Source organism: Achromobacter sp. ACM05, assembly GCF_019218915.1.
Classification (GTDB): domain Bacteria; phylum Pseudomonadota; class Gammaproteobacteria; order Burkholderiales; family Burkholderiaceae_B; genus Achromobacter; species Achromobacter animicus.
In genome coordinates, this window is record NZ_JAHUWQ010000001.1 from 762,327 (window position 1) to 781,964 (window position 19,638).

The 19,638-nt window shown below is 61.0% G+C and carries 17 protein-coding genes; 5 read left to right on the forward strand and 12 right to left on the reverse strand.

The window, feature by feature from the left end:
* Positions 1-24: 24 nt before the first annotated feature.
* The 9 genes from KW836_RS03445 to dnaA all read right to left on the reverse strand — a co-directional run bounded on the left by KW836_RS03445 (position 25) and on the right by dnaA (position 11,928).
* Positions 25-612 carry a VOC family protein gene (locus tag KW836_RS03445; protein WP_218342465.1) on the reverse strand — a complete coding sequence of 196 codons (588 nt, stop codon included), beginning with the start codon at positions 610-612 and terminating at the stop codon, positions 25-27.
* A gap of 14 nt (positions 613-626) precedes the next feature.
* Positions 627-1,001 (reverse strand): nuclear transport factor 2 family protein, encoded by a 375-nt coding sequence (locus KW836_RS03450; protein WP_218342466.1) that lies wholly within the window; start codon positions 999-1,001, stop codon positions 627-629.
* Between the two features lie 113 nt (positions 1,002-1,114).
* Positions 1,115-1,864 (reverse strand): SDR family NAD(P)-dependent oxidoreductase, encoded by a 750-nt coding sequence (locus KW836_RS03455; protein ID WP_218342467.1) that lies wholly within the window; start codon positions 1,862-1,864, stop codon positions 1,115-1,117.
* A 550-nt stretch (positions 1,865-2,414) separates the two neighbouring features.
* A complete protein-coding gene (locus tag KW836_RS03460) occupies positions 2,415-2,648 on the reverse strand; it encodes a cold shock domain-containing protein (RefSeq protein ID WP_370632978.1) in 234 nt (77 codons plus the stop codon).
* On the reverse strand, positions 2,623-3,792 hold the full coding sequence (locus KW836_RS03465) for a reverse transcriptase family protein (protein ID WP_218342469.1): 1,170 nt from the start codon (positions 3,790-3,792) through the stop codon (positions 2,623-2,625). Before KW836_RS03465 ends, KW836_RS03460 begins: the two co-directional genes overlap by 26 nt.
* Before the next feature lie 870 nt (positions 3,793-4,662).
* Positions 4,663-5,553, reverse strand: a complete 891-nt coding sequence (locus tag KW836_RS03470) for a DUF6216 family protein (RefSeq protein ID WP_218342470.1) — start codon at positions 5,551-5,553, stop codon at positions 4,663-4,665.
* A gap of 1,258 nt (positions 5,554-6,811) precedes the next feature.
* On the reverse strand, positions 6,812-9,259 hold the full coding sequence (gene gyrB / locus KW836_RS03475; RefSeq protein WP_218342471.1) for a DNA topoisomerase (ATP-hydrolyzing) subunit B: 2,448 nt from the start codon (positions 9,257-9,259) through the stop codon (positions 6,812-6,814).
* A gap of 96 nt (positions 9,260-9,355) precedes the next feature.
* Positions 9,356-10,465: a DNA polymerase III subunit beta gene (gene dnaN, locus KW836_RS03480; RefSeq protein ID WP_175124835.1), complete on the reverse strand. Its 1,110-nt coding sequence runs from the start codon at positions 10,463-10,465 to the stop codon at positions 9,356-9,358.
* Positions 10,466-10,467: 2 nt separating this feature from the next.
* Complete coding sequence (dnaA, locus tag KW836_RS03485; protein ID WP_175136956.1) at positions 10,468-11,928, reverse strand: chromosomal replication initiator protein DnaA; 1,461 nt, start codon at positions 11,926-11,928, stop codon at positions 10,468-10,470.
* A gap of 437 nt (positions 11,929-12,365) precedes the next feature.
* On the opposite strand from dnaA, the gene rpmH reads away from it, so the two are divergent.
* The 5 genes from rpmH (at position 12,366) to KW836_RS03510 (ending at position 16,702) form a co-directional block, all read left to right on the forward strand.
* Positions 12,366-12,500 carry a 50S ribosomal protein L34 gene (gene rpmH, locus KW836_RS03490; RefSeq protein ID WP_006228069.1) on the forward strand — a complete coding sequence of 45 codons (135 nt, stop codon included), beginning with the start codon at positions 12,366-12,368 and terminating at the stop codon, positions 12,498-12,500.
* A 107-nt stretch (positions 12,501-12,607) separates the two neighbouring features.
* Positions 12,608-12,979, forward strand: coding sequence for a ribonuclease P protein component (locus tag KW836_RS03495; RefSeq protein WP_218342472.1), 372 nt, complete (start codon positions 12,608-12,610; stop codon positions 12,977-12,979).
* The gene (gene yidD, locus KW836_RS03500; protein ID WP_175124832.1) at positions 12,976-13,248 is read left to right on the forward strand and encodes a membrane protein insertion efficiency factor YidD; all 273 of its coding nucleotides are present in this window, start codon (positions 12,976-12,978) and stop codon (positions 13,246-13,248) included. Before KW836_RS03495 ends, yidD begins: the two co-directional genes overlap by 4 nt.
* Positions 13,249-13,296: 48 nt before the next feature.
* A complete protein-coding gene (gene yidC / locus KW836_RS03505; RefSeq protein WP_175124831.1) occupies positions 13,297-14,973 on the forward strand; it encodes a membrane protein insertase YidC in 1,677 nt (558 codons plus the stop codon).
* Between the two features lie 283 nt (positions 14,974-15,256).
* Positions 15,257-16,702, forward strand: a complete 1,446-nt coding sequence (locus KW836_RS03510) for a catalase (RefSeq protein ID WP_175124830.1) — start codon at positions 15,257-15,259, stop codon at positions 16,700-16,702.
* A gap of 138 nt (positions 16,703-16,840) precedes the next feature.
* Here KW836_RS03510 and KW836_RS03515 read toward each other — a convergent pair whose 3' ends face one another.
* The 3 genes from KW836_RS03515 to KW836_RS03525 are packed head-to-tail and all read right to left on the reverse strand — an operon-like array spanning position 16,841 to position 19,606.
* Positions 16,841-17,719, reverse strand: a complete 879-nt coding sequence (locus KW836_RS03515) for an ABC transporter permease (protein ID WP_175124829.1) — start codon at positions 17,717-17,719, stop codon at positions 16,841-16,843.
* 11 nt (positions 17,720-17,730) lie between these two features.
* Positions 17,731-18,561 carry an ABC transporter ATP-binding protein gene (locus KW836_RS03520; protein ID WP_218342473.1) on the reverse strand — a complete coding sequence of 277 codons (831 nt, stop codon included), beginning with the start codon at positions 18,559-18,561 and terminating at the stop codon, positions 17,731-17,733.
* Position 18,562: 1 nt separating this feature from the next.
* Complete coding sequence (locus KW836_RS03525; protein ID WP_218342474.1) at positions 18,563-19,606, reverse strand: ABC transporter substrate-binding protein; 1,044 nt, start codon at positions 19,604-19,606, stop codon at positions 18,563-18,565.
* Positions 19,607-19,638: the final 32 nt, after the last annotated feature.

The window sequence follows — 19,638 nt, forward strand, 5'->3', positions numbered from 1 at the left end:
CCTGTCGATGGTTCGTTTGATGGTTCACTGACCGGGGTGCTTGGGATTCCACAGCCTGAGGCTGGTGCGGTGTTCATATCCCTTGCCATTCGGGTAGCTGACGAGTTCCATGTCTGACCCCCAAGGCGAGCGAAAATGCACCCACGTCTCGCCTTCGGTATCGCCCGATGTCATCGTCACGGGTTTGCCCAGCACGGTGATGCCCTGGGACTTCAGATAAGACACCGCGCCCTCGATATCGTCGGTGTAGAACGCGATGTGCGAAGCGCCGATATCCTCGACGCGAGGCATGACCTTGCTGCCACGCGAATTCACATACTCGAACAACTCGATGTTCGAGCCTTCCCCGCAACGCAGCATGGCAATCGTGACGCTATCGGCGCGGGGCGCGAAACCCGCAGCGTCGGGCGACGCCGTTGGGTTCAGCTGAAATGGCCCGATTCGTGTCACGGGTTCGCATCCGAAGGCACCCTTGAAGAATGCCTCCGCCTGCTTCAGATCGGGCACGTTGATACCCACGTGATCCACACCCGCGACATGGATGCCCGCCGCCTGGGATGCGCCACCAGCCAGAACGCCAATTGCCATGAAGCAAGAAGCCAGTCGTTTCATGATGCGCATCCCCATTACTGACGATCGAGAAAGACGTGGGCGCTCGCAAGCTTGCCGTCTTTGACGGTGAAGATATCTTCGCCATGCACCTGGTCCGGATTGCTGCGCGGACCATAACTCCAGACCACGCGGCCGAGACCATGATTCCAGGTGATTGGCGCTGGCGTGAAACGGAATCCCGCATGGGTGCCTTGCAACTGCTCGATCAGGCGGTTTACCTGCGCGTAACCGGTAGCGACGCCGCTTTGATCGGCCACGAAGAAATCTTGCGTGTACACCTGGTCAAACTTCGACTCGCGGGATTGGGCGTTGGCGTCGTTCCAAATCGAAAAATGGATGTCGATCAGGCGTTGCGCCACATCGGCGGGGTCTTGCGTGGCGGGTTTCATTTGTGATGGTTCCTGTGCGTGCGCATAAGGCGCGCTGCACATCGCAGCCAGCGCCAGTACGCAATGAGTCAAGAATTTCATGTTGAGAAGTGGCGATCGGAAGCGCAATGCGCTCAGACCTGCGCCATCCCGCCGTCGACGAACAGCTCGATGCCATTGACGAAGCTCGCCGCGTCGGAAGCCAGGAACGCCACGGCCTTGCCGATCTCTTGCGGCTCGCCCAGACGGCCCAGCGGCACCTGCGCGGCCAGATGATCGAACAACCCCTGGCGGGCTTCGTCGGGAACCAGACCGCCCAGGCCCGGCGTGCGGATCGGGCCGGGGCTCACGACGTTTACGCGGATCCCGCGCGGCTTCAGATCCAGCGCCCACGAGCGCGCGAAGTTGCGCACTGCCGCCTTGCTGGCGCTATACACGCTGAAGTTTTCCGTGCCCTGGATCGATACGGTCGACGCCGTCAGGATCACCGAGGCGCCATCGACCAGCAATGGCAAGGCCTTTTGCACGGTGAACAAGGTGCCGCGCACGTTGGTGCCGAAGATGCGATCGAAGTGCTCTTCCGTGATCGCGCCCAGCGGCATCATGTCGCCGCCGCCCGCGTTGGCGAACAGGATGTCGAGCTTGCCGGCGCTCTTGGCGATCTGGGCGTAGACGTTGTCCAGGTCGCTCAGCACCGACGCGTCGGCACGGATGCCGGTTGCCGCGACGCCGATGCCGGCCACGGCGGCGTCCAGTTCGGCCTGGCGGCGGCCGGTGATGAAGACGCGCGCACCCTGCGCGGCCAGTTCCTGGGCGGTCGCCAGGCCGATACCCGTGGTGCCGCCGGTGACGAGTGCGATCTTGCCGTTGAGTTGCTGATTCATGATGAGCTCCATTTACCTGATGAGGAAGTTTTCAGTCAGCCGGCTAGGGAGGGAAGTCTCCTGAATCGCCGTGTTGACTGCGCATGGAGGTACTGTAGGCGTGCCGGGATAATGAATAAACCTTGCAAAAATGGAATGACTATCCATATTTATGGATAATCTGCGCGTAGCGGGGGGTGTCATGCGTTGGCCCATTGATGGGAATTCCAGCGATGCCCGCGCGGTTGGAGGGTGGGGCGGTTTTTCACCTGAGCGATGGCGAAATCTGGAACCGCTCGGCTGGCAGCGAATTTTGGCTTGAACTGCCGAGAACCAAAGAAAAAGGGGCTGCAAAAGCAGCCCCTATTACGAATGCCAGAACCCCCGGGAAAAACTAGGTATTCGCGGGATCCAACAAGATCTGTAGGATCCCGTCAGCATTTAGATGTCACATGCCGTCGCCCTAAGGCCGTCTAACATCTGGCAGGTCGTACCAGATCGAGATGTCCCATTTCGCTAGATTTCCCTAGACCTGTTCTCCGCGCTCCTTACGGATCAACTTGCCTTCTAATTAAGCTCGATTGGCATCGATTGGATTTACGTTAACAGCTCGACGCCCTTTGCCCTCACCAACGATTTGAAATCGAACCGCATCCCCGACTCTCAGCTGTAAGATGCCGACCGAGCAGTTGCTCACATGGAAGAAAACTTCGCGGCCCTTCGTTGGTCTAATAAAGCCGAAGCCCTTCAGACTATCAATGACCTTAACTGTGCCAGTTTCATCCATTCGATATCGCCTTTGCATGCGAAGTGCGCAGAAGAGTGCGAAGGGTGCGTGCCTGGTTGGGTTTCGTTCTGCCCAGAACGGTCAAGCAGTGCATTAGCACATGAAAGCGTCTAGTTAGAGCGGCCACCGAAGTTGGCCGCATTTTCATCGCAAGATCTTCACACATCCTCCGCAATTGTCGAGCCTTCTTTGGGCTGTAAGTCGGCAGGCAGGACCGAAGCTTTTCGGCATAAGCTTCGGCACAACTGTAGTTCAACCTCTTCAACAGCGTGACATCGCCGAGGGCGGAGTTATGTAGCCGGTGATACTCGGCAGCGGTTTGATGACCAGCATCGAACTGCTTTACACAAGTGTGCACCTTCGCTCGCGTTTTATCTCTGTAAACTGGCGGCAACCCGACCCTGCCATTTCTGATGGACACGCCCGTGACAATTGCAGGATTGGGTGAGGAAATTAGAGCATGGATCCTCTGCTTCCCGTCGTGAAGCTTGAAACCCTTCTCCGAACACATGGCTCGGACCTTACCGATCACTTCGCCTTTGAGCTTCTCACTCGAAATTCGGTTGGAAAAGCTGAGCGTAATGTCATCCAATAGTCTCGTGTACCGGACCCCCGAACGAATAAATTCCTCGACAAGTTTTGGCTCGCGATCATAGAAGACCATATTCGCGATAAAGCTACTCGTTGGGGCGCCTTGGGGAACGACGCCATCCAGTGTCACCAAGGAGGTCAGTGAGGTCGCCACCTCATCGGGGAACCTAAGCAGGTACTTAAATATCTTAAAAACTACCTCTCGCTCAATTGAGGGGTAGAAATTTTTGATATCCAGTGTTATTACGTGTTCTGCCGCCTTATGCTCGCTCGCATTGGTTAAAAAATCCCTCGGAGCTTCGAGATCCTTGATGGAACCATGGAGATAACGCGGAAATTTGCAGCCAGAGAAGATACGTGTGTTTATGCGACGCTGGACCTGCATCAACGCAGGTTTGGGAGCCGTAATGCTTCGCATCCCCTCACCGTGCTTCTTTGGCCTTTCAAAGGAAAGGTAAAGAGCATTAACGTTCTGTTCAAGTTGCCTGAGAACTCGCTCGTCTAAGCTGAGAGTTTTTGCTAGCGCCGCTCTCGAAGCGATTGGCCTCGAAGCAAAAGTAATTCTATTCATACGGCTGCGAGAGAGAAAGGGGAGTGAGCCGGTTAACTCAAGAAATACTTGAACCAACCACTCAGGAAGATAACGAAGTGTGAAACACACATACTAATCCCGAGTCGCACATTAAAACTGGTTTGCATCTGCACGCCGCAGTTTTCCAAGCTACGGCGCTGGCTGTCCCAACGAACTTCGATAGAACACTTCATAGTTGAACCTCCAAGTTATTGTTGCGGCGAATGCCAACAACTGCCATTCAGAGTTCGCTTACGAAGCTAAAGAAAGAGCGGAAGTACCAGTTAAAACGCTAACTCACCACCATTTATGCCTGACAACAGAAGCAGGTCGGGCGCGGGGCGCTGGTACGTCGGCGCGGGGCGCGGCCTCCCTGGTAGCGATCCGAAGATCGTTGCAAATGCAACACGGACGCTCCATCACACTGCGTTGGGTTTAATGACAGCTCGCAACTGGGAGAACCTCCCAGACGCGACAAGATTAAACGAAAGGTATCTTAATTACAAGTGCGCGGTAGGTTCGTGCTTGCCCGTGAATTTGACCTCTCGGATCGTCCAGAATCCACTCTCTCAAACAAGACAAGTGCTCTAAAGATCTTTTGATCAGAACACTCGAATGCGGCCAACCAAGCATATCAATGTGGACGGCCGACGACGAATTCGGCCGCCATCCCGCTGCGCGCCACAAGCAAACCTCGCTTCCCAAACCAGATGTTGCTCAAGCGCGTCAGAGAACGCAAGGAATTCACCGTCCCTGGGTTACGGAAAGAAATGCGCATCCACTCAACGACATGCGCCAGGAATATTTGTAGGCGAGTGAGGCAGCACATGGACCGCCGAGGGGTGGACATCGTCGTTGAGTCGTCTTAGGCTAGACGGGCCCCTCGGAGCGGTCATTTTGAGGCTTGCCTCCACAGCTGACATGCGGGATCCCGCTCGGCTCAATCGCCTCGGGTACGGCAGGCGAGCAATGCAGCTCCTTCCAAAGCTTTTCTGCCTCGACCGTGCCTAAAGCTGCGCGAATGGCAACCGCCAGGCCCACGATAAAGGGGAGAAGGAAGAGCGAGGCTAGCCACCTCTGCTGCTTCACGAGCGAGTGCACCTGATCTTTCATGCTGCCACTGTCTAACGCCCTGCATAGGTCGAGCAGCTCCGACTTCCGAAAGCCTGTTTTCTCAAGAAGATCCGGACTTTCCGCAGCGCATTCCTTGGCAGCGAAAACCCAGTCTTCCCCCCATAGGGTCATGTTTCTCACGGTATTCGCGTCCGTCTTGAACCAGACCTTCGACTCTTTCATGTGAAAGTACCCGTAGGGCGAAGCGAGCAAGGAACCGGCGATCATAGACAAAATCCACAACACTATGACGAGGAAGATAAGAGCCGGTATTGACGTGCTGTGCGGCCTGCGCACGACCGCCGAATTGCGCACATCAACCCAACGCCACAGAGTTTTCAGCTTCGACATACCGACGTTGTGGGCTTTCGCCCACCTGTCGAGCTTGTGCAGGTCGGCCAAGGATTGCAAGGGCACACGATAGAAAAATCTAAAGATCTCCAGGTCGCGACTTTCCTGTTGGATATCTTTCAGCACCGAATCCTGGACTTCGCGCCGACCGGCTGCAATTCGCCAAAGTCGGTCCAAAAGAAAGTGCGCGGATCCCGCTCGCGCCCGGATCCAAAGGCATAGCAGTAAAAAGAGCCCTGTCGAAAGAACAGGCGCGATCCAGGAGCTCTGGACAAGAGGGGTGAACAGTTGAAGCATTTATGCTCTTTGCTCTGTGGATAAGAGCCCCAGATGCTAACCACCTTCGCAACAATCCATTCCGGCAAAAAGCAAAGGACTGCATGTGACTTCAAGCGGGAAGCTATCCATCCCCCAAGTGAGATCGGAAGGTGCCTCGGGCTCAAGCCTGAAGGTCAGGGCCACTTCGTCCTCAAGAAGGAGGAGCGTTTACGTTGCGCTCTGATCAGCCAAGACAGCAGGAACTCATCGACGACCTGCTAAGCCAGAATTACACGGACGCAGATCTGCGAGAAAACCGAGATGCGCTTTTGGTCTATCCCGCGCCGATCAACCTTGTTCTGGAAGCGATCGACGTAAACCGCGCAGACGCGGCTTGAGGAAGCGAGCCAAATGTCGCGGTTCAGTTCATTCTCTGTCCGTCGATGGGGACTTGGCTCCCAAGCTGACGAGCCATCCTTCAGCTTCGTTCGCGCGTGCGTAGAAGATCTTTCCACACGTCTCCATCCCGCTTGAAGAAGCTGGGTACATGTCCAGTTCTGCGAGCGCGGACACAACCTTCGTTGCCCGCATCTTCAGAGCTTCTGCCAACTCTGTGGCAAACACGTATTCTCGTCGGAACCTCTCCACCTCCAAACGGGTTACACGAGCAACGCACCCTCATTTCGGCATAAGTGGTTCGGCTTTCATGAAGCCGCTTCTTACCAACCAGTAAGCCGCCTCCCGGTTCATCCCAAGCAATTCAGCAACCTTATGAATGCTGCGCGGCAGCGCTGTTGAGATGATGCGCCCAGCCAGTCGCTTCAAGACAGCCCGAAGGTGGCCCTAGTAGGGCCAGCTGCTATCTGCAAAAGGTGTTCCACAGCGTTCGGGAGAGATTGGGCAACAATCTCGGCTTGCAGCTGGGGCGGTTGTTCGCAAGGCGCAAAACGCACATCGCTGCCATCGCCGGCTCCTACTTCCGTGGCAAGCTCGATACCGTGTTCCGCACCGCATCGAGGGGCTGGGTGCACGGCAAGGCGTTATCACAGCGACCGGCTTCTAGGGTGTCGAGCATCGCGATGGCCGCGCGCTGCGGATCAAGGCGAAGGGATGCTAAGGCTGTGACATTGCCGAACAGCAATTTCGTCGCCATCCAGGTCGCATCGAGCAAAGAAGCCGGTCGTCACATTGCAACCACCCGTCGATAAGAAAAAACCCAACCGCTACCGGTCGGGTTTCGTCTTATGAAATCTAAATCTATTTGGAAAAATCTAAATCCCGACGGGATCCTACACGATCATGCGTCGATGTTGCCCGCCGACAGCGCGTGCGTTTCGATGAAGTTGCGGCGCGGTTCCACGTCGTCGCCCATCAGCGTCGTGAACACTTCGTCGGCCGCAATGGCGTCCTCGATCTGCACGCGCAACAGGCGGCGCACCTTCGGGTCCATCGTGGTTTCCCACAGCTGTTCGGGGTTCATTTCGCCCAGACCCTTGTAGCGCTGCTTGGAGATGCTGCGGTCGGCTTCGCTGCGCAGCCACTGCATGGCCTCGCGGAAGTCGGAGACGGGCTGCTCCTTGCGCTTGTCGCCTTCGCCGCGGGCGGCCATCGAACGCGCGCCGACCTTGCCCAGGAAGCTCTTGGCGGCCTTGGACAGAATGGCGTAATCCGAGCCATTGATGAAGTCGGCGTCGATGATGCTGACGCGCACGTTGCCGTGGTGCATGCGCTGCACGGACAGGCGATGGCGTTCGGTGGCCTCGTCGAACTGCGGCACGACTTCGACGCCGTTGCCGTTGATGGGATCGCGCATGGCGTCGGCCAACCGCTTGGCGGAGTCGGCGGTGGACTCGGCCGTGTCCAGGTTGATTTCCACGCCTTCGGCCATGGCCGACAGCGCACCCACGTCGAACACGCGCGACAGGCGGGCGATGACGCCGTCGGCTGCCACGTATTGGCGGGCCAGGTCGTTCAGTTCTTCGCCGCGGATGATGTTGCCGCCCGAGATGATCTCGGCGTCCTTCAGGGCGAGCGTCAGCATGAACTGCGCTTCTTCCTGGTCATCCTTCAGATAGCGCTCTTCGCGGCCAACCTTGACCTTGTAGAGCGGCGGCTGCGCAATGTACACGTAGCCGCGCTGCACCAGCTCGGGCATCTGACGGTACAGCAGCGTGAGCAGCAGGGTGCGGATGTGTGCGCCGTCGACGTCCGCGTCAGTCATGATGATGAGGCGGTGGTAGCGCAGCTTGTCCACATTGAAATCGGGACCGATGCTGGTGCCGAGCGCCGTGATCAGCGTGGCGATCTGTTCGCTGGCGATCAGGCGGTCAAAGCGCGCCTTCTCGACGTTCAGCACCTTGCCGCGCAGCGGCAGGATGGCCTGGAACTTGCGGTCGCGGCCCTGTTTGGCCGAGCCGCCTGCGGAGTCACCCTCGACGATGTACAGCTCGCACAGCGCGGGGTCCTTTTCCTGGCAGTCAGCCAGCTTGCCGGGCAGGCCGGCGCCTTCCAGCACGCTCTTGCGGCGCGTCATTTCGCGTGCCTTGCGCGCGGCTTCGCGTGCACGGGCGGCTTCGACGATCTTGTTGCACAGGGCCTTGGCGTCGTTCGGGTGCTCGAGCAGCCAGGTTTCCAGCGTGCGCGCCACGGCTTCTTCAACGGCCGGACGCACTTCGCTGGACACCAGCTTGTCCTTGGTCTGGCTGCTGAACTTGGGTTCGGGCACCTTCACGGACAGCACGCAGGCCAGGCCTTCGCGCATGTCGTCGCCGGACGTCTCGACCTTGGCCTTCTTGGCCAGTTCGTTGTCGGTGATGTACTTGTTGATGATGCGCGTCATCGCGGCGCGCAGGCCGGTCAGGTGCGAACCGCCGTCGCGCTGCGGGATGTTGTTGGTGAAGCACAGCACGCTTTCGCTGTAGCTGTCGTTCCACTGCATCGCCACTTCCACGCCGACCGGCACGCCGCCGGCCGACGATTCCGTGGTGACCGAAAACACGTTCGGGTGCAGCACGGTCTTGGCGCGGTTGATGTATTCAACAAAGCCCTTCACGCCGCCCGAGAACGCGAAGTTCTCTTCCTTGCCCTGGCGCTGGTCGATCAGGCGGATCTTGACGCCGTTGTTCAGGAACGAGAGCTCGCGCAGGCGCTTGGAGAGGATCTCGTAGTGGTATTCGATGTTGTTGAAGATGATCGGGTCGGCCAGGAAGCGCACTTCGGTGCCGCGCTTGTCGGTCGTGCCGGTCACGGCCAGGGGCGCAACGCGCTCGCCCTGGCGGAATTCCATCTGGTGCACCTGGCCGTTGCGGCGGATGGTGAGACGCAGCCATTCGGACAGCGCGTTCACGCAAGACACGCCCACGCCGTGCAGGCCGCCGGACACCTTGTACGAGTTCTGGTCGAACTTGCCGCCGGCGTGCAGTTCCGTCATGACGATTTCCGCCGCGCTGCGGTGGAATTCGTCGTCCTTGTGGATGTCGGTCGGGATGCCGCGGCCGTTGTCCGTGACGGAGATGGAGTTGTCGGTGTGGATCGTGACGACGATGTCGTCGCAATAGCCGGCCAGGGCTTCGTCGATGGCGTTATCGACGACCTCAAACACCATGTGGTGCAGGCCGGTGCCGTCGGACGTGTCGCCGATGTACATGCCGGGGCGCTTGCGCACGGCCTCCAGCCCCTTGAGCATCTTGATCGAGTCAGCGCCGTAGCCGCTGGTCTCGGGAGTGGTGTTCTGCTGATCTGACATGTCTGTATCGATAACGCTTTAAAGAACGGCCTGGCGGCCGGACCGCCCGCGGACCATCGGTCCGCAAGCGGCACAAACCCACGGGGGGAATGCGGATCAGATCCGCATGGGCATGACGACGTACTTGAACTGGTCGTCTTCGGGCAGGGTGATGAGCGCCGACGCGTTGGCATCGGGCATGACCGACCACTGGATGTTGTCGACCTTCACGTTGGACAGCACGTCGAGCAGATAGCCCACGTTAAAGCCCACGTCCAGCGCTTCATGGCTGTAGTCGATGTCGATTTCTTCCTGGGCCTCTTCCTGCTCGGCGTTCGAGGACGAGATCTTCATCTGGTTCTGCGCCAGTTGCAGGCGCACGCCCTTGAACTTGTCCGTGGTCAGGATGGCGGCGCGCTGCAGGCTGCCCTGAAGCGCTTCGCGGCCGACCAGGAAGTGGCGCGAGTAGTTCGTGGGAATCACGCGCGTGAAATCGGGGAACTTGCCTTCGACCAGCTTGGAGACCAGCTCGACGTCGCCAAAGCGGAAACGGATCTGGCCCGGCGCCACGTCGATGGAGACGGTCTCGTCGGAGTCTTCCAGCAGGCGCTGCATTTCCAGCACGGTCTTGCGCGGCACGATGACTTCGTGGCGCTCGGCGATGCCGTCGGCTTCGGTCGAGCAGTGCGCCAGGCGGTGGCCGTCGGTGGCAACCGCGCGCACACGGCCCGGTTCAAACACCAGCAGCATGCCATTCAGGTAGTAGCGGATGTCCTGCTGGGCCATGGCGAAATGCACCATGTTGAACAGGTGGCGCAGAGTGCGCTGCGGCATGGTCAGCGACACGTCCCACTGCTCGGGCTGGGCCACGGTGGGGAACTCGCTGGCGGCCAGCGTCTGCAGCGCAAAGCGGCTCTTGGCGGATTGCACCGACAGCTTGTTGCTGGCCAGGGCCAGGCGCACGTCGCCGGTATCGGGCAGGGCTTTCAGGATGTCCAGCAGCTTGCGCGCGGCCACCGTGGTGGACTCGTTGTCCTGGCCGACACCAAAGTCGGCGTGCGTCGTGATCTGCACTTCCAGGTCGGTCGCAATGAAGGCAACCTTGTTGCCTTCCTTGCGCATCAGGATGTTCGCAAGAATGGGCAGGGTATGGCGTCTTTCGACGATGCCCGCCACAGTCGACAGCGGTTTCAGCAATGCATCGCGTGTGGTTTGTACGAGTTGCATGTTCATCCTTTTAGAGTTTGTTCCAACACGTGCAGGGTATGGTTGAGCTCCGCTTGCTTGGCGCGGGCATCGGAAATCTTGCGAACGGCGTGCAGCACCGTGGTGTGATCACGGCCGCCGAATAAATCGCCGATTTCCGGCAGGCTTTTCTGGGTCAGCTCCTTGGCCAGGTACATCGCAACCTGGCGCGGCAACGCGATATTGGCCGGCCGGCGTTTCGAGTACATGTCGGCGACCTTGATCTTGTAGAAGTCCGCCACCGTCTTCTGGATGTTTTCCACGGTGATCTGGCCGTTGGACACCGACAGCAGGTCCTTGAGCGCTTCCTTGCAGACATCCACCGTCAGCACGTCGCGGCCGTGGAAGCGCGCGTAGGCCAGGACCTTGCGCAGCGCGCCTTCCAGTTCGCGCACGTTGCTGCGCAGGTGCTTGGCGATGAAGAAGGCCACTTCCTCGGGCATGGGCACGCCTTCGGACTCGGCCTTGCGCAGCAGGATCGCCACGCGCATTTCAAGTTCCGGCGGCTCGATGGCGACCGTGAGGCCCGAGTCGAAGCGCGAGATCAGGCGGCTGTCGATGCCCGACAGTTCCTTGGGGTACGTATCGCTGGTAATGATGATCTGCTTGCGCTGCGCGACCATCGCCTCGAACGCGTAGAAGAATTCTTCCTGCGTGCGGTTCTTGCCGGAGAAGAACTGGATGTCGTCGATCAGCAGAAGATCGAGCGAATGGTAGTAACGCTTGAAATCGTCGAACGCCTTGCGCTGGTACGCCTTGACCACGTCGGACACGTATTGGTCGGCATGCACATAGCGCACGCGCACCCCGGTGCCCGCCGCCACCATGGCGTTGCCGATGGCGTGGATCAGGTGGGTCTTGCCCAGGCCGACGCCGCCATACAGGAACAACGGGTTGTACGAGGTGCCGGGATTTTCCGCGACCTGCAACGCCGCCGCGCGCGCGAGCTGGTTGGCCTTACCGGTCACGAAGTTCTCGAACGTGAGGTCGGTGTTCAGGCGCGATCGCTCGTACACGATGTTGGCGGCGTCCGCGTTCACGGCCTGCGCAGCGGCGGTCGTGGCGGGCGGGGGCGGGGCGGTCGTCACGGTAACCGTCACGGGCGGCGCGGCGCCGGAAGGGGGCGCAGCGGACGGGTGCGGTTGCTGGACTGGCTGCTGCGCACGCACGGGCGCGACCGGCATACGCGGCGCGGTCCCTTGCGAAGGCAGCTCGAACAGCACCTGCACCGGTCGCTTGAACCACTCCGCGGCCAACGCTTCGATCTGGTGGGAAAAGTTTTTGCGCACCCAATCCAGCTTGAAGCGGTTGGGCGCGGCAACGCGCAGCACCGCCTGCGTTTCGTCGTACGCAAGCGGGACCAGCGGTCGTATCCACGCGCTGATTTGTTGGGGGGGGAGTTCCTGCTCAAGACGACTGACGCAGGTCTGCCAGAATTCTTTCATGTCGCTCTTATTCAAACCTCGATTCTACCTTGCCCGGGCGGGGGTTATCCACAGGGAGGGGCATAAGCGTCTATATGGCACCCCCTTAACTGTTTGACAAGACAGGGAAAACTTGCTGAAATGGTGGGCTTTTCCGAATTCTGTCTGTCAGAAGGTTTCGCAGAAAGCTTGGCCGGACACGCTCCCGCAAGGGCAAATTGCCAAAAGCGCAATTGCCCCTACAAGAGCAATTTGTCCGGTTTTTAGCTTTGCTGAATAGGTCGCCCGAGATGAAATTCTCGGTACAGAGCCCCGTCTAAGAGTTGTTTTTTGCACTGGATGCAAAACCCATGCAAAACCCGTTGCAAAAACGCTCTCTGGATACCCGCTTCTGCTTGGCGCGACGTGGAACCCTCCGGGCAGGTCCCTTCTGACTTTGTTCTTTTTGTGGATCGTCCATGAAACGCACCTACCAACCTTCCGTTACCCGTCGCAAGCGCACCCATGGCTTTCGCGTGCGCATGAAAACCCGCGCTGGCCGCGCCATCCTGAGCGCCCGCCGCGCCAAGGGCCGCAAGCGTCTGGCCGTCTAAGTCCAGTTTTCCGGTTTTCCGGAAACTGACTTTTGCACGGACCGACCATATTGCAAGATCTCTCGCAATCCTGTTCCGGTTCCGCGCAACCGCCTGATCCGCAGTCCATGCCGCGCTCCACGCTTCCCCCGGAGGCGCGGCTGCATCGCCCCTCCGAGTTTGCCGCCGCCCTTAAAGGCCGGCGTCTTGCCCGAGGGGCATTCTTCATTGTGAGCGCCGCTCCCAATGATCTGCCTCCCGGCCAGGACGCCTGTGCTCGTTTGGGGCTCATCATCGCCAAGCGGTTTGCCGCCCACGCCTCCACGCGCAACGCCTTGAAGCGGGTCATCCGCGAAGCGTTCCGCCATCGGCGCCTGGCGCTGCCGGCAAGAGATTACGTCGTGCGCCTGCATAGCAAGGTTGCGCCCGCCACGCTCACTGCGCTGAAACGCGCCGCCCGAGCCGAAGTGGACGCTCACTTTGAGCGGATCGCACGATGATCAAGGCACTACTCATTGCCCCGATCCGGTTCTACAGGTTCTTCCTGAGTCCCTGGATCGGCCGGCAGTGCCGTTTTACTCCGACCTGCTCGGCGTACGCGATCGAAGCGATCGAGCGCCACGGTGCATGGCGCGGCTTCTGGCTGGGCGTCCGGCGCATCGGCCGGTGCCACCCCTGGTCGCCCGGTGGCCTGGATCCGGTTCCACCGGCCAAGGGAACCAACGACGCCCGGTGCTGCTCCCACAGCCACCGCATCGAGCACGATTGACGCTAAACTGGCGGGCTTTGCTGGCCCGTATTCACTTCAGTAGGCACCATGGATATCCGACGAACCGTCCTCTGGATGATTTTTTCCTTTTCGCTGTTGCTCCTTTGGAACAACTGGCAAATCCATAACGGCAAGCCGTCGCTGTTCGGGGCCCCGCCCGCGGCCAGCACGAGCGAAGCGCCGGCTGCGGCCAACAACGCGACGCCGTCCGTGCCCAGCGCCCCGGCTGCCACCGCGGCCCCGGCCTCCACGGTGCCTGGCGCCGCCACGCCCGTTCCCACGCGCTCCGAAGAAGTCGTCATCACCACCGACGTGCTGCGCCTGACCTTCGACACGATGGGCGCCCAGCTTGTGCGCGCCGAACTGCTGAAGTACCCGGCCACCGGCCAGGCCGACAAGCCCACGGTTCTGCTGGACCGCTCGGCGGGCCTGAACTACGTGGTGCAGACCGGCGTTGTCGGCGCCCCCAGCGGCCAAAGCTTCCCCACGCACCAGACGCCTTTCCGTCTGGTCTCCCAGGAACGCGAACTGACCGGCGACAACCTGGTCGTCACGTTCGAAGGCGAATCCGGCGGCGTGAAGGTCACCAAGACGTTCACCCTGCACCGTGGCCGCTACGACATCGACGTGCGCCATGACCTGGCCAACGTCGGCACCGCCCCCGTCACGCCCTCGCTGTACCTGCAGATCGAGCGCGACGGCAACGACCCGGCCGACACGTCCAGCTTCTATCACACGTTCACGGGCTTTGCCGTCTACTCGGACCAGGACAAGTTCCAGAAGAGCACGTTCAGCGACATCCAGAAGAAGAAGGCCAGCTACATCAAGCAGGCGGACAACGGCTGGATCGCCGTCGTCCAGCACTACTTCGCCACGGCCTGGGTGCCCCCGCAAGGCAAGCCGCGCACCAACGAACTGCTTGAAGTCCAGCCGAACCTGTACGCCGGCCGCAGCATCGAAGCCGTCGGCGACATCGCCCCCGGCGCCGCCGCCCGCGTCGATTCGCACCTGTGGGTCGGTCCGCAAGACCAGAAGGCCATGGCCGCGCTGGCGCCTGGCCTGGAACTGGTGGTCGACTACGGCTGGCTGACCATCATCGCCAAGCCGCTGTTCACCCTGATGACCTGGCTGCATTCCATCCTGGGCAACTGGGGCTGGACGATCGTTGCGCTGACCGTGCTGATCAAGGCCGTGTTCTATCCCCTGGCCGCCGCCAGCTACCGCTCGATGGCCCGCATGAAGCAGGTGGCTCCCCGCCTGCAGGCCCTGAAGGAAAAGTACGGCGACGACAAGCAGAAGCTCAATGCGGCCATGATGGAGATGTACCGCACCGAAAAGATCAACCCGCTGGGCGGCTGCCTGCCGATGCTGGTTCAGATTCCGGTGTTCATCTCGCTGTACTGGGTGCTGCTGGCCAGCGTGGAAATGCGCGGCGCGCCGTGGATCCTGTGGGTGCACGACCTGTCGGTCCGCGATCCGTTCTTCATTCTGCCTGCCATCATGATGGCCACCATGTTCCTGCAGATCAAACTGAACCCGACGCCCCCGGATCCCATCCAGGCCAAGGTCATGATGATCATGCCGCTGGTGTTCGGCGGGATGATGTTCTTCTTCCCGGCCGGCCTGGTGCTGTACTGGTGCGTCAACAACATCCTGTCGATCGCGCAGCAGTGGTCCATTACCCGCGCCATCCAGAAAAAGTCGGAAGCGGCAGCCAATCGCTGATCGCCTTCCCGACACAAGAAACCGGCCTTTCGAGGCCGGTTTTTTTACGCCCGTTGCCAATGAAACGCGGAAGGCACACTCAGCATTTTCTATGCCCATGAGGCATATACATAGGTATTACTTATCGACAAAGCAGGATCAATCAACTTCACACAGTCAACCATGACACCTATGATGGCTCTGAATTTGCCCTCCGGCGTCCCGCCCGCCGGAGTTTTTGCTGCAACGCGCGCGGCCCGCCAAGCGGATCCGCGTCATCCAGAAATGATCTAGGGAGTGTGCCATGACCGACAAGAAGCCTCTGACTACCGCCTCGGGCGCCCCAGTACCGGACAACAACAACACCCTGACCGCCGGCCCCCGCGGCCCGGCCCTGCTGGAAGATTTCTGGCTGATTGAAAAACTTGCCCACTTCGACCGCGAACGCATTCCCGAGCGCGTCGTCCACGCCAAGGGCTCCGGCGCCTATGGCAAGTTCACCGTCACCCACGACATCACCCGCTACACCCGCGCCAACATCTTTTCCAAAGTCGGCAAAGAGACGCCGCTCTTCCTGCGCTTTTCGACCGTCGCCGGCGAACGCGGCGCGGCTGACGCCGAACGCGACGTGCGCGGCTTTGCCATCAAGTTCTACACCGACGAAGGCAACTGGGATCTGGTCGGCAACAACACGCCCGTCTTCTTCATCCGCGACCCGCTGAAGTTCCCCGACTTTATCCACACCCAGAAGCGCGATCCCAAGACCAACCTGCGCAACGCCACCGCGGCGTGGGATTTCTGGTCGCTCAACCCCGAATCGCTGCACCAGGTCACCACGCTGATGAGCGATCGCGGCATCCCCGCCAACCTGCGCCAGCAGCACGGCTTTGGCTCGCACACGTTCAGCTTCATCAACGCCAACAACGAACGCTTCTATGTGAAGTTCCACTTCAAGTCGCAGCAGGGCATCGCCTGTCTGACCGATGAAGAGGCCGCGCAGGTCGTCGCCCACGACCGCGAAAGCTCGCAGCGCGACCTGTTCCAGAACATCGAGGAGGGCAACTTCCCGAAGTGGACGTTGAAGGTGCAGATCATGCCCGAGGCCGAAGCGGCGACGTATCACATCAACCCGTTCGACCTGACCAAGGTCTGGCCGCATGGCGACTACCCCTTGATCGAAGTCGGCGTGCTGGAGCTGAACCGCAACCCCGAGAACTACTTCGCCGAGGTCGAGCAGGCCGCCTTCACGCCGGCCAACGTGGTCCCGGGCATCGGCTTCTCGCCGGACAAGATGCTGCAGGGCCGCCTGTTCTCGTATGGCGACACGCACCGCTATCGCCTGGGCATCAACCATCACCAGATCCCGGTGAATGCGCCCAAGTGCCCGTTCCACAGCTTCCATCGCGACGGGGCCGGCCGGGTGGACGGCAATGCCGGCGCCACGATCAACTACGAGCCCAACAGCGCGGGCGAGTGGAAGGAAACGCCCTCGGCGGCCGAACCGCCGCTGGCGCTGGACGGCCAGGCCGCGGCCCGCTGGAACCATCGCGTCGATGACGACTATTACTCGCAACCGGGCGCCTTGTTCCGCCTGATGACGCCGGCGCAGCAGGAATTGCTGTTCGGCAACATCGGCCGCCACATGGCCAGCGTGCCGGAAGTCATCCAGCGCCGCCAGCTGGATCACTTCCGGAAGGCCGATCCGGCCTATGCCGAAGGCGTCGCCAAGGCGTTGGGGCTGAAGCTGTAAGCGCTACGCACCATCCATGAGAAGGGGGGCGGCATCATGGCCGCCCCCCTTTTTCATTCTGATCGCACGATCGCTGCAACAATCGCCGCAACAATCACCGGAATCATCCCGCGCCATCCGCCGCAAACCGCACGCCAATCACCGCTGCATCCCCCACCGCCGCACCGTCAGACGCTCCAGCGTATCGAACGCCAGGTTTTCCACAAGCAGACCGATGATGACCACCGCGGCCAAGCCCGCGAACACCCGGTCTGTGTATAACTCGTTGCGGTTCTGAAAGATGTACCAGCCCAGCCCGCCCTTGCCGCTGGACGCGCCAAACACCAGTTCGGCGGCAATCAGCGTGCGCCACGCGAACGCCCAGCCGATCTTCAATCCGGCCAGGATGGCGGGCAGCGCGGCCGGCACCAGAATCTGCAGGACGTAGCGCAACCCGGTCAGCCCGTAATTGCGCCCCGCCATCCGCAGGGTGTCAGACACCCCCAGAAAGCCCGCATACATGTTCAGCGCCAGCGCCCACAGTACCGAGTGGATCAGCACGAACACCAGGCTGCCTTCGCCCAGTCCGAACCACAGCAGCGCCAGCGGCAGCAAGGCAATCGCCGGCAGCGGGTTGAACATCGCCGTCAGGGTGGACAGCAGATCACGGCCGAACCGCGTGGACACCGCCAGCGTCGTCAGCACAAAGGCGAGCACGACACCTGCCAGATAGCCCTGCACCAGCACGCGCATCGACTGTCCGGCGCGCGCCAGCAGCTCGCCGCTGGTCACGCCGTCGACAAAGGCCTGCGCGGTCTGCCATGCGCCGGGCAACAGCAGATCATTGTCGGTATAACGCGCCGCCAGCTCCCACACCGCCGCCAACAGGACAAGGATCACGCCCTTGCGCAGGGCGGCGTGCTGCCACAGCCGCTCGTGCCACGGCAGCGGCGCTTCGGCGGCCTGCGGGGGCAGGGGCGGCAGGTCGTATTCCACCTCGGGGCGAATGAACGCCGATCCGGCATGGCTGATGCTCATGCGCGCTCCTTTCAGGCCGCCTCGCGCTCGGCCTGAGCCAGCGGGGCGGTTTCGAACAACAGGTCGTGAATGCGGCGCGACGCCGCCTGAAACGCCGCCGAGCCCTGGCTGTGCAGGTCAAAGCCGTGCGCATTCAGTTCGGCGCGCACGCGGCCCGGATGCGGGGACAGCAACAGGATGCGGCTGCCCAGCACCAACGCCTCTTCGATCGAGTGTGTGACGAACAGCAGCGTAAACCGCACGTCGTCCCACAGCGCCATCAGCTCTTCCTGCATGCGACGGCGCGTCAGCGCATCCAGCGCCGCGAAGGGCTCGTCCATCAGCAACACGCGCGGCTGCATGGCCAGCGCGCGCGCAATGGCCACGCGCTGCTTCATGCCGCCCGACAGCGTATGCGGATAGGCATCGGCAAAGGCCGCCAGCCCCACCTTGTCCAGGTAATGCATCGCCCGTTCATCGGCCTCGCGCCGGTTGAGCTTGCGCGAGGCCAGCAGCGGAAACGCCACGTTCTGGCGCAGCGTCTTCCAGGGCGGCAACTGGTCGAATTCCTGGAACACCACGATGCGGTCCGGGCCAGGCCCTTGCACGGTCTTGCCGTCGATCGCGATCCGTCCCTCAGTGGGTTCGATGAAGCCCGCAACCGCCTTGAGCAGCGTCGATTTCCCGCAGCCGGACGGCCCGAGCAGAATGAAACGCTCGGCGCCGTGCACGTCAAAACTGACCTGATGCGTCGCGCGTACACGCCGTTCGCGCGTCTTATATTCGATCGACACCTTATCCACAGCCAGCAAAGGCGTGGGCCGTTGAACGTTATCCACAGGGGCGGCGGGGCTCACAGCCATGTCAGCTGCCCTGCGCCGTGACGGGATCGTCGAAGAAATAGTCGCGCCAGCTTGCCGGCGCATTCTTGATCGCGCCGACCTTGTGCATGAACTGCGCCAGCGCGAACGTGTTCTGCGGCTGCAGCTTGAACTGCACGTCGGGATTCTTGATGACCTTGATGAGGAAGTCGCGATCCTGCTTGGCGCCGGTGACGCGCAGGTAGATGTCCGCGGCCTTCTCCGGATTGGCGGCGGCAAAACTGGCGGCTTCCTTCAGCGCTTCCTGGAAGGCCTTGTAGGTCTTGGGATTGTCGCGGCGGAATTTCTCGGTGGCGAACAGCACCGTCGACGAACTGGGGCCGCCCAGCACGTCATACGAATTGAGCACGATGCGCGCCTTGGGGTTCTCGGCCAGCTCCTGTTCCTGGAAAGGCGGGTTGCCGAAGTGGCCGGTGATTTCCGTGCCGCCGGCAATGATGGCCGCCGCGGCGTCCGGGTGCGGCAGCGCCACCGAGATCTTGTCCAGCTTGTTGTACTGCGCGTCGCCCCACAGCTTGGCCGACGCCAGCTGCAGCACGCGCGATTGCACCGACACGCCCACGGCGGGCACGGCGATGCGGTCCTTGTCCGTGAAGTCGGCGATCGTCTTCACGTTCGGGTTGTTGGTGACCAGGTAGTATGGAAAGTTGCCCAGCGACGCCACGCCCTTCACGTTCTGCTTGCCGTGCGTGCGATCCCAGATCGTCAAGAGCGGTCCCACGCCCGCCCCCGCGATATCCACAGACCCCGACAGCAGCGCGTCATTCACCGCCGAGCCGCCGGACAGCTTGGCCCACTCGACTGAGATATCCACACCTTCGGCTTTGCCGTGCTTTTCGATGAGTTGCTGGTCTCGCGCCACGTTCAGCAGCAGATAGACGATGCCGTACTGTTCGGCAATGCGGATGCGCCCTTCGGCCATGGCCGGCGTCGGCGAAGCCAGCGCCAGCACGGCAAGTATCAGCGCGAGGCCCGCGCCCGTGGCGGTCTGAACCAGTCGATCCCGTAGCGTGGAGGTCAAACGCATGGCGTTCCTTGTGGATAAGTGGTTTAAGGCCG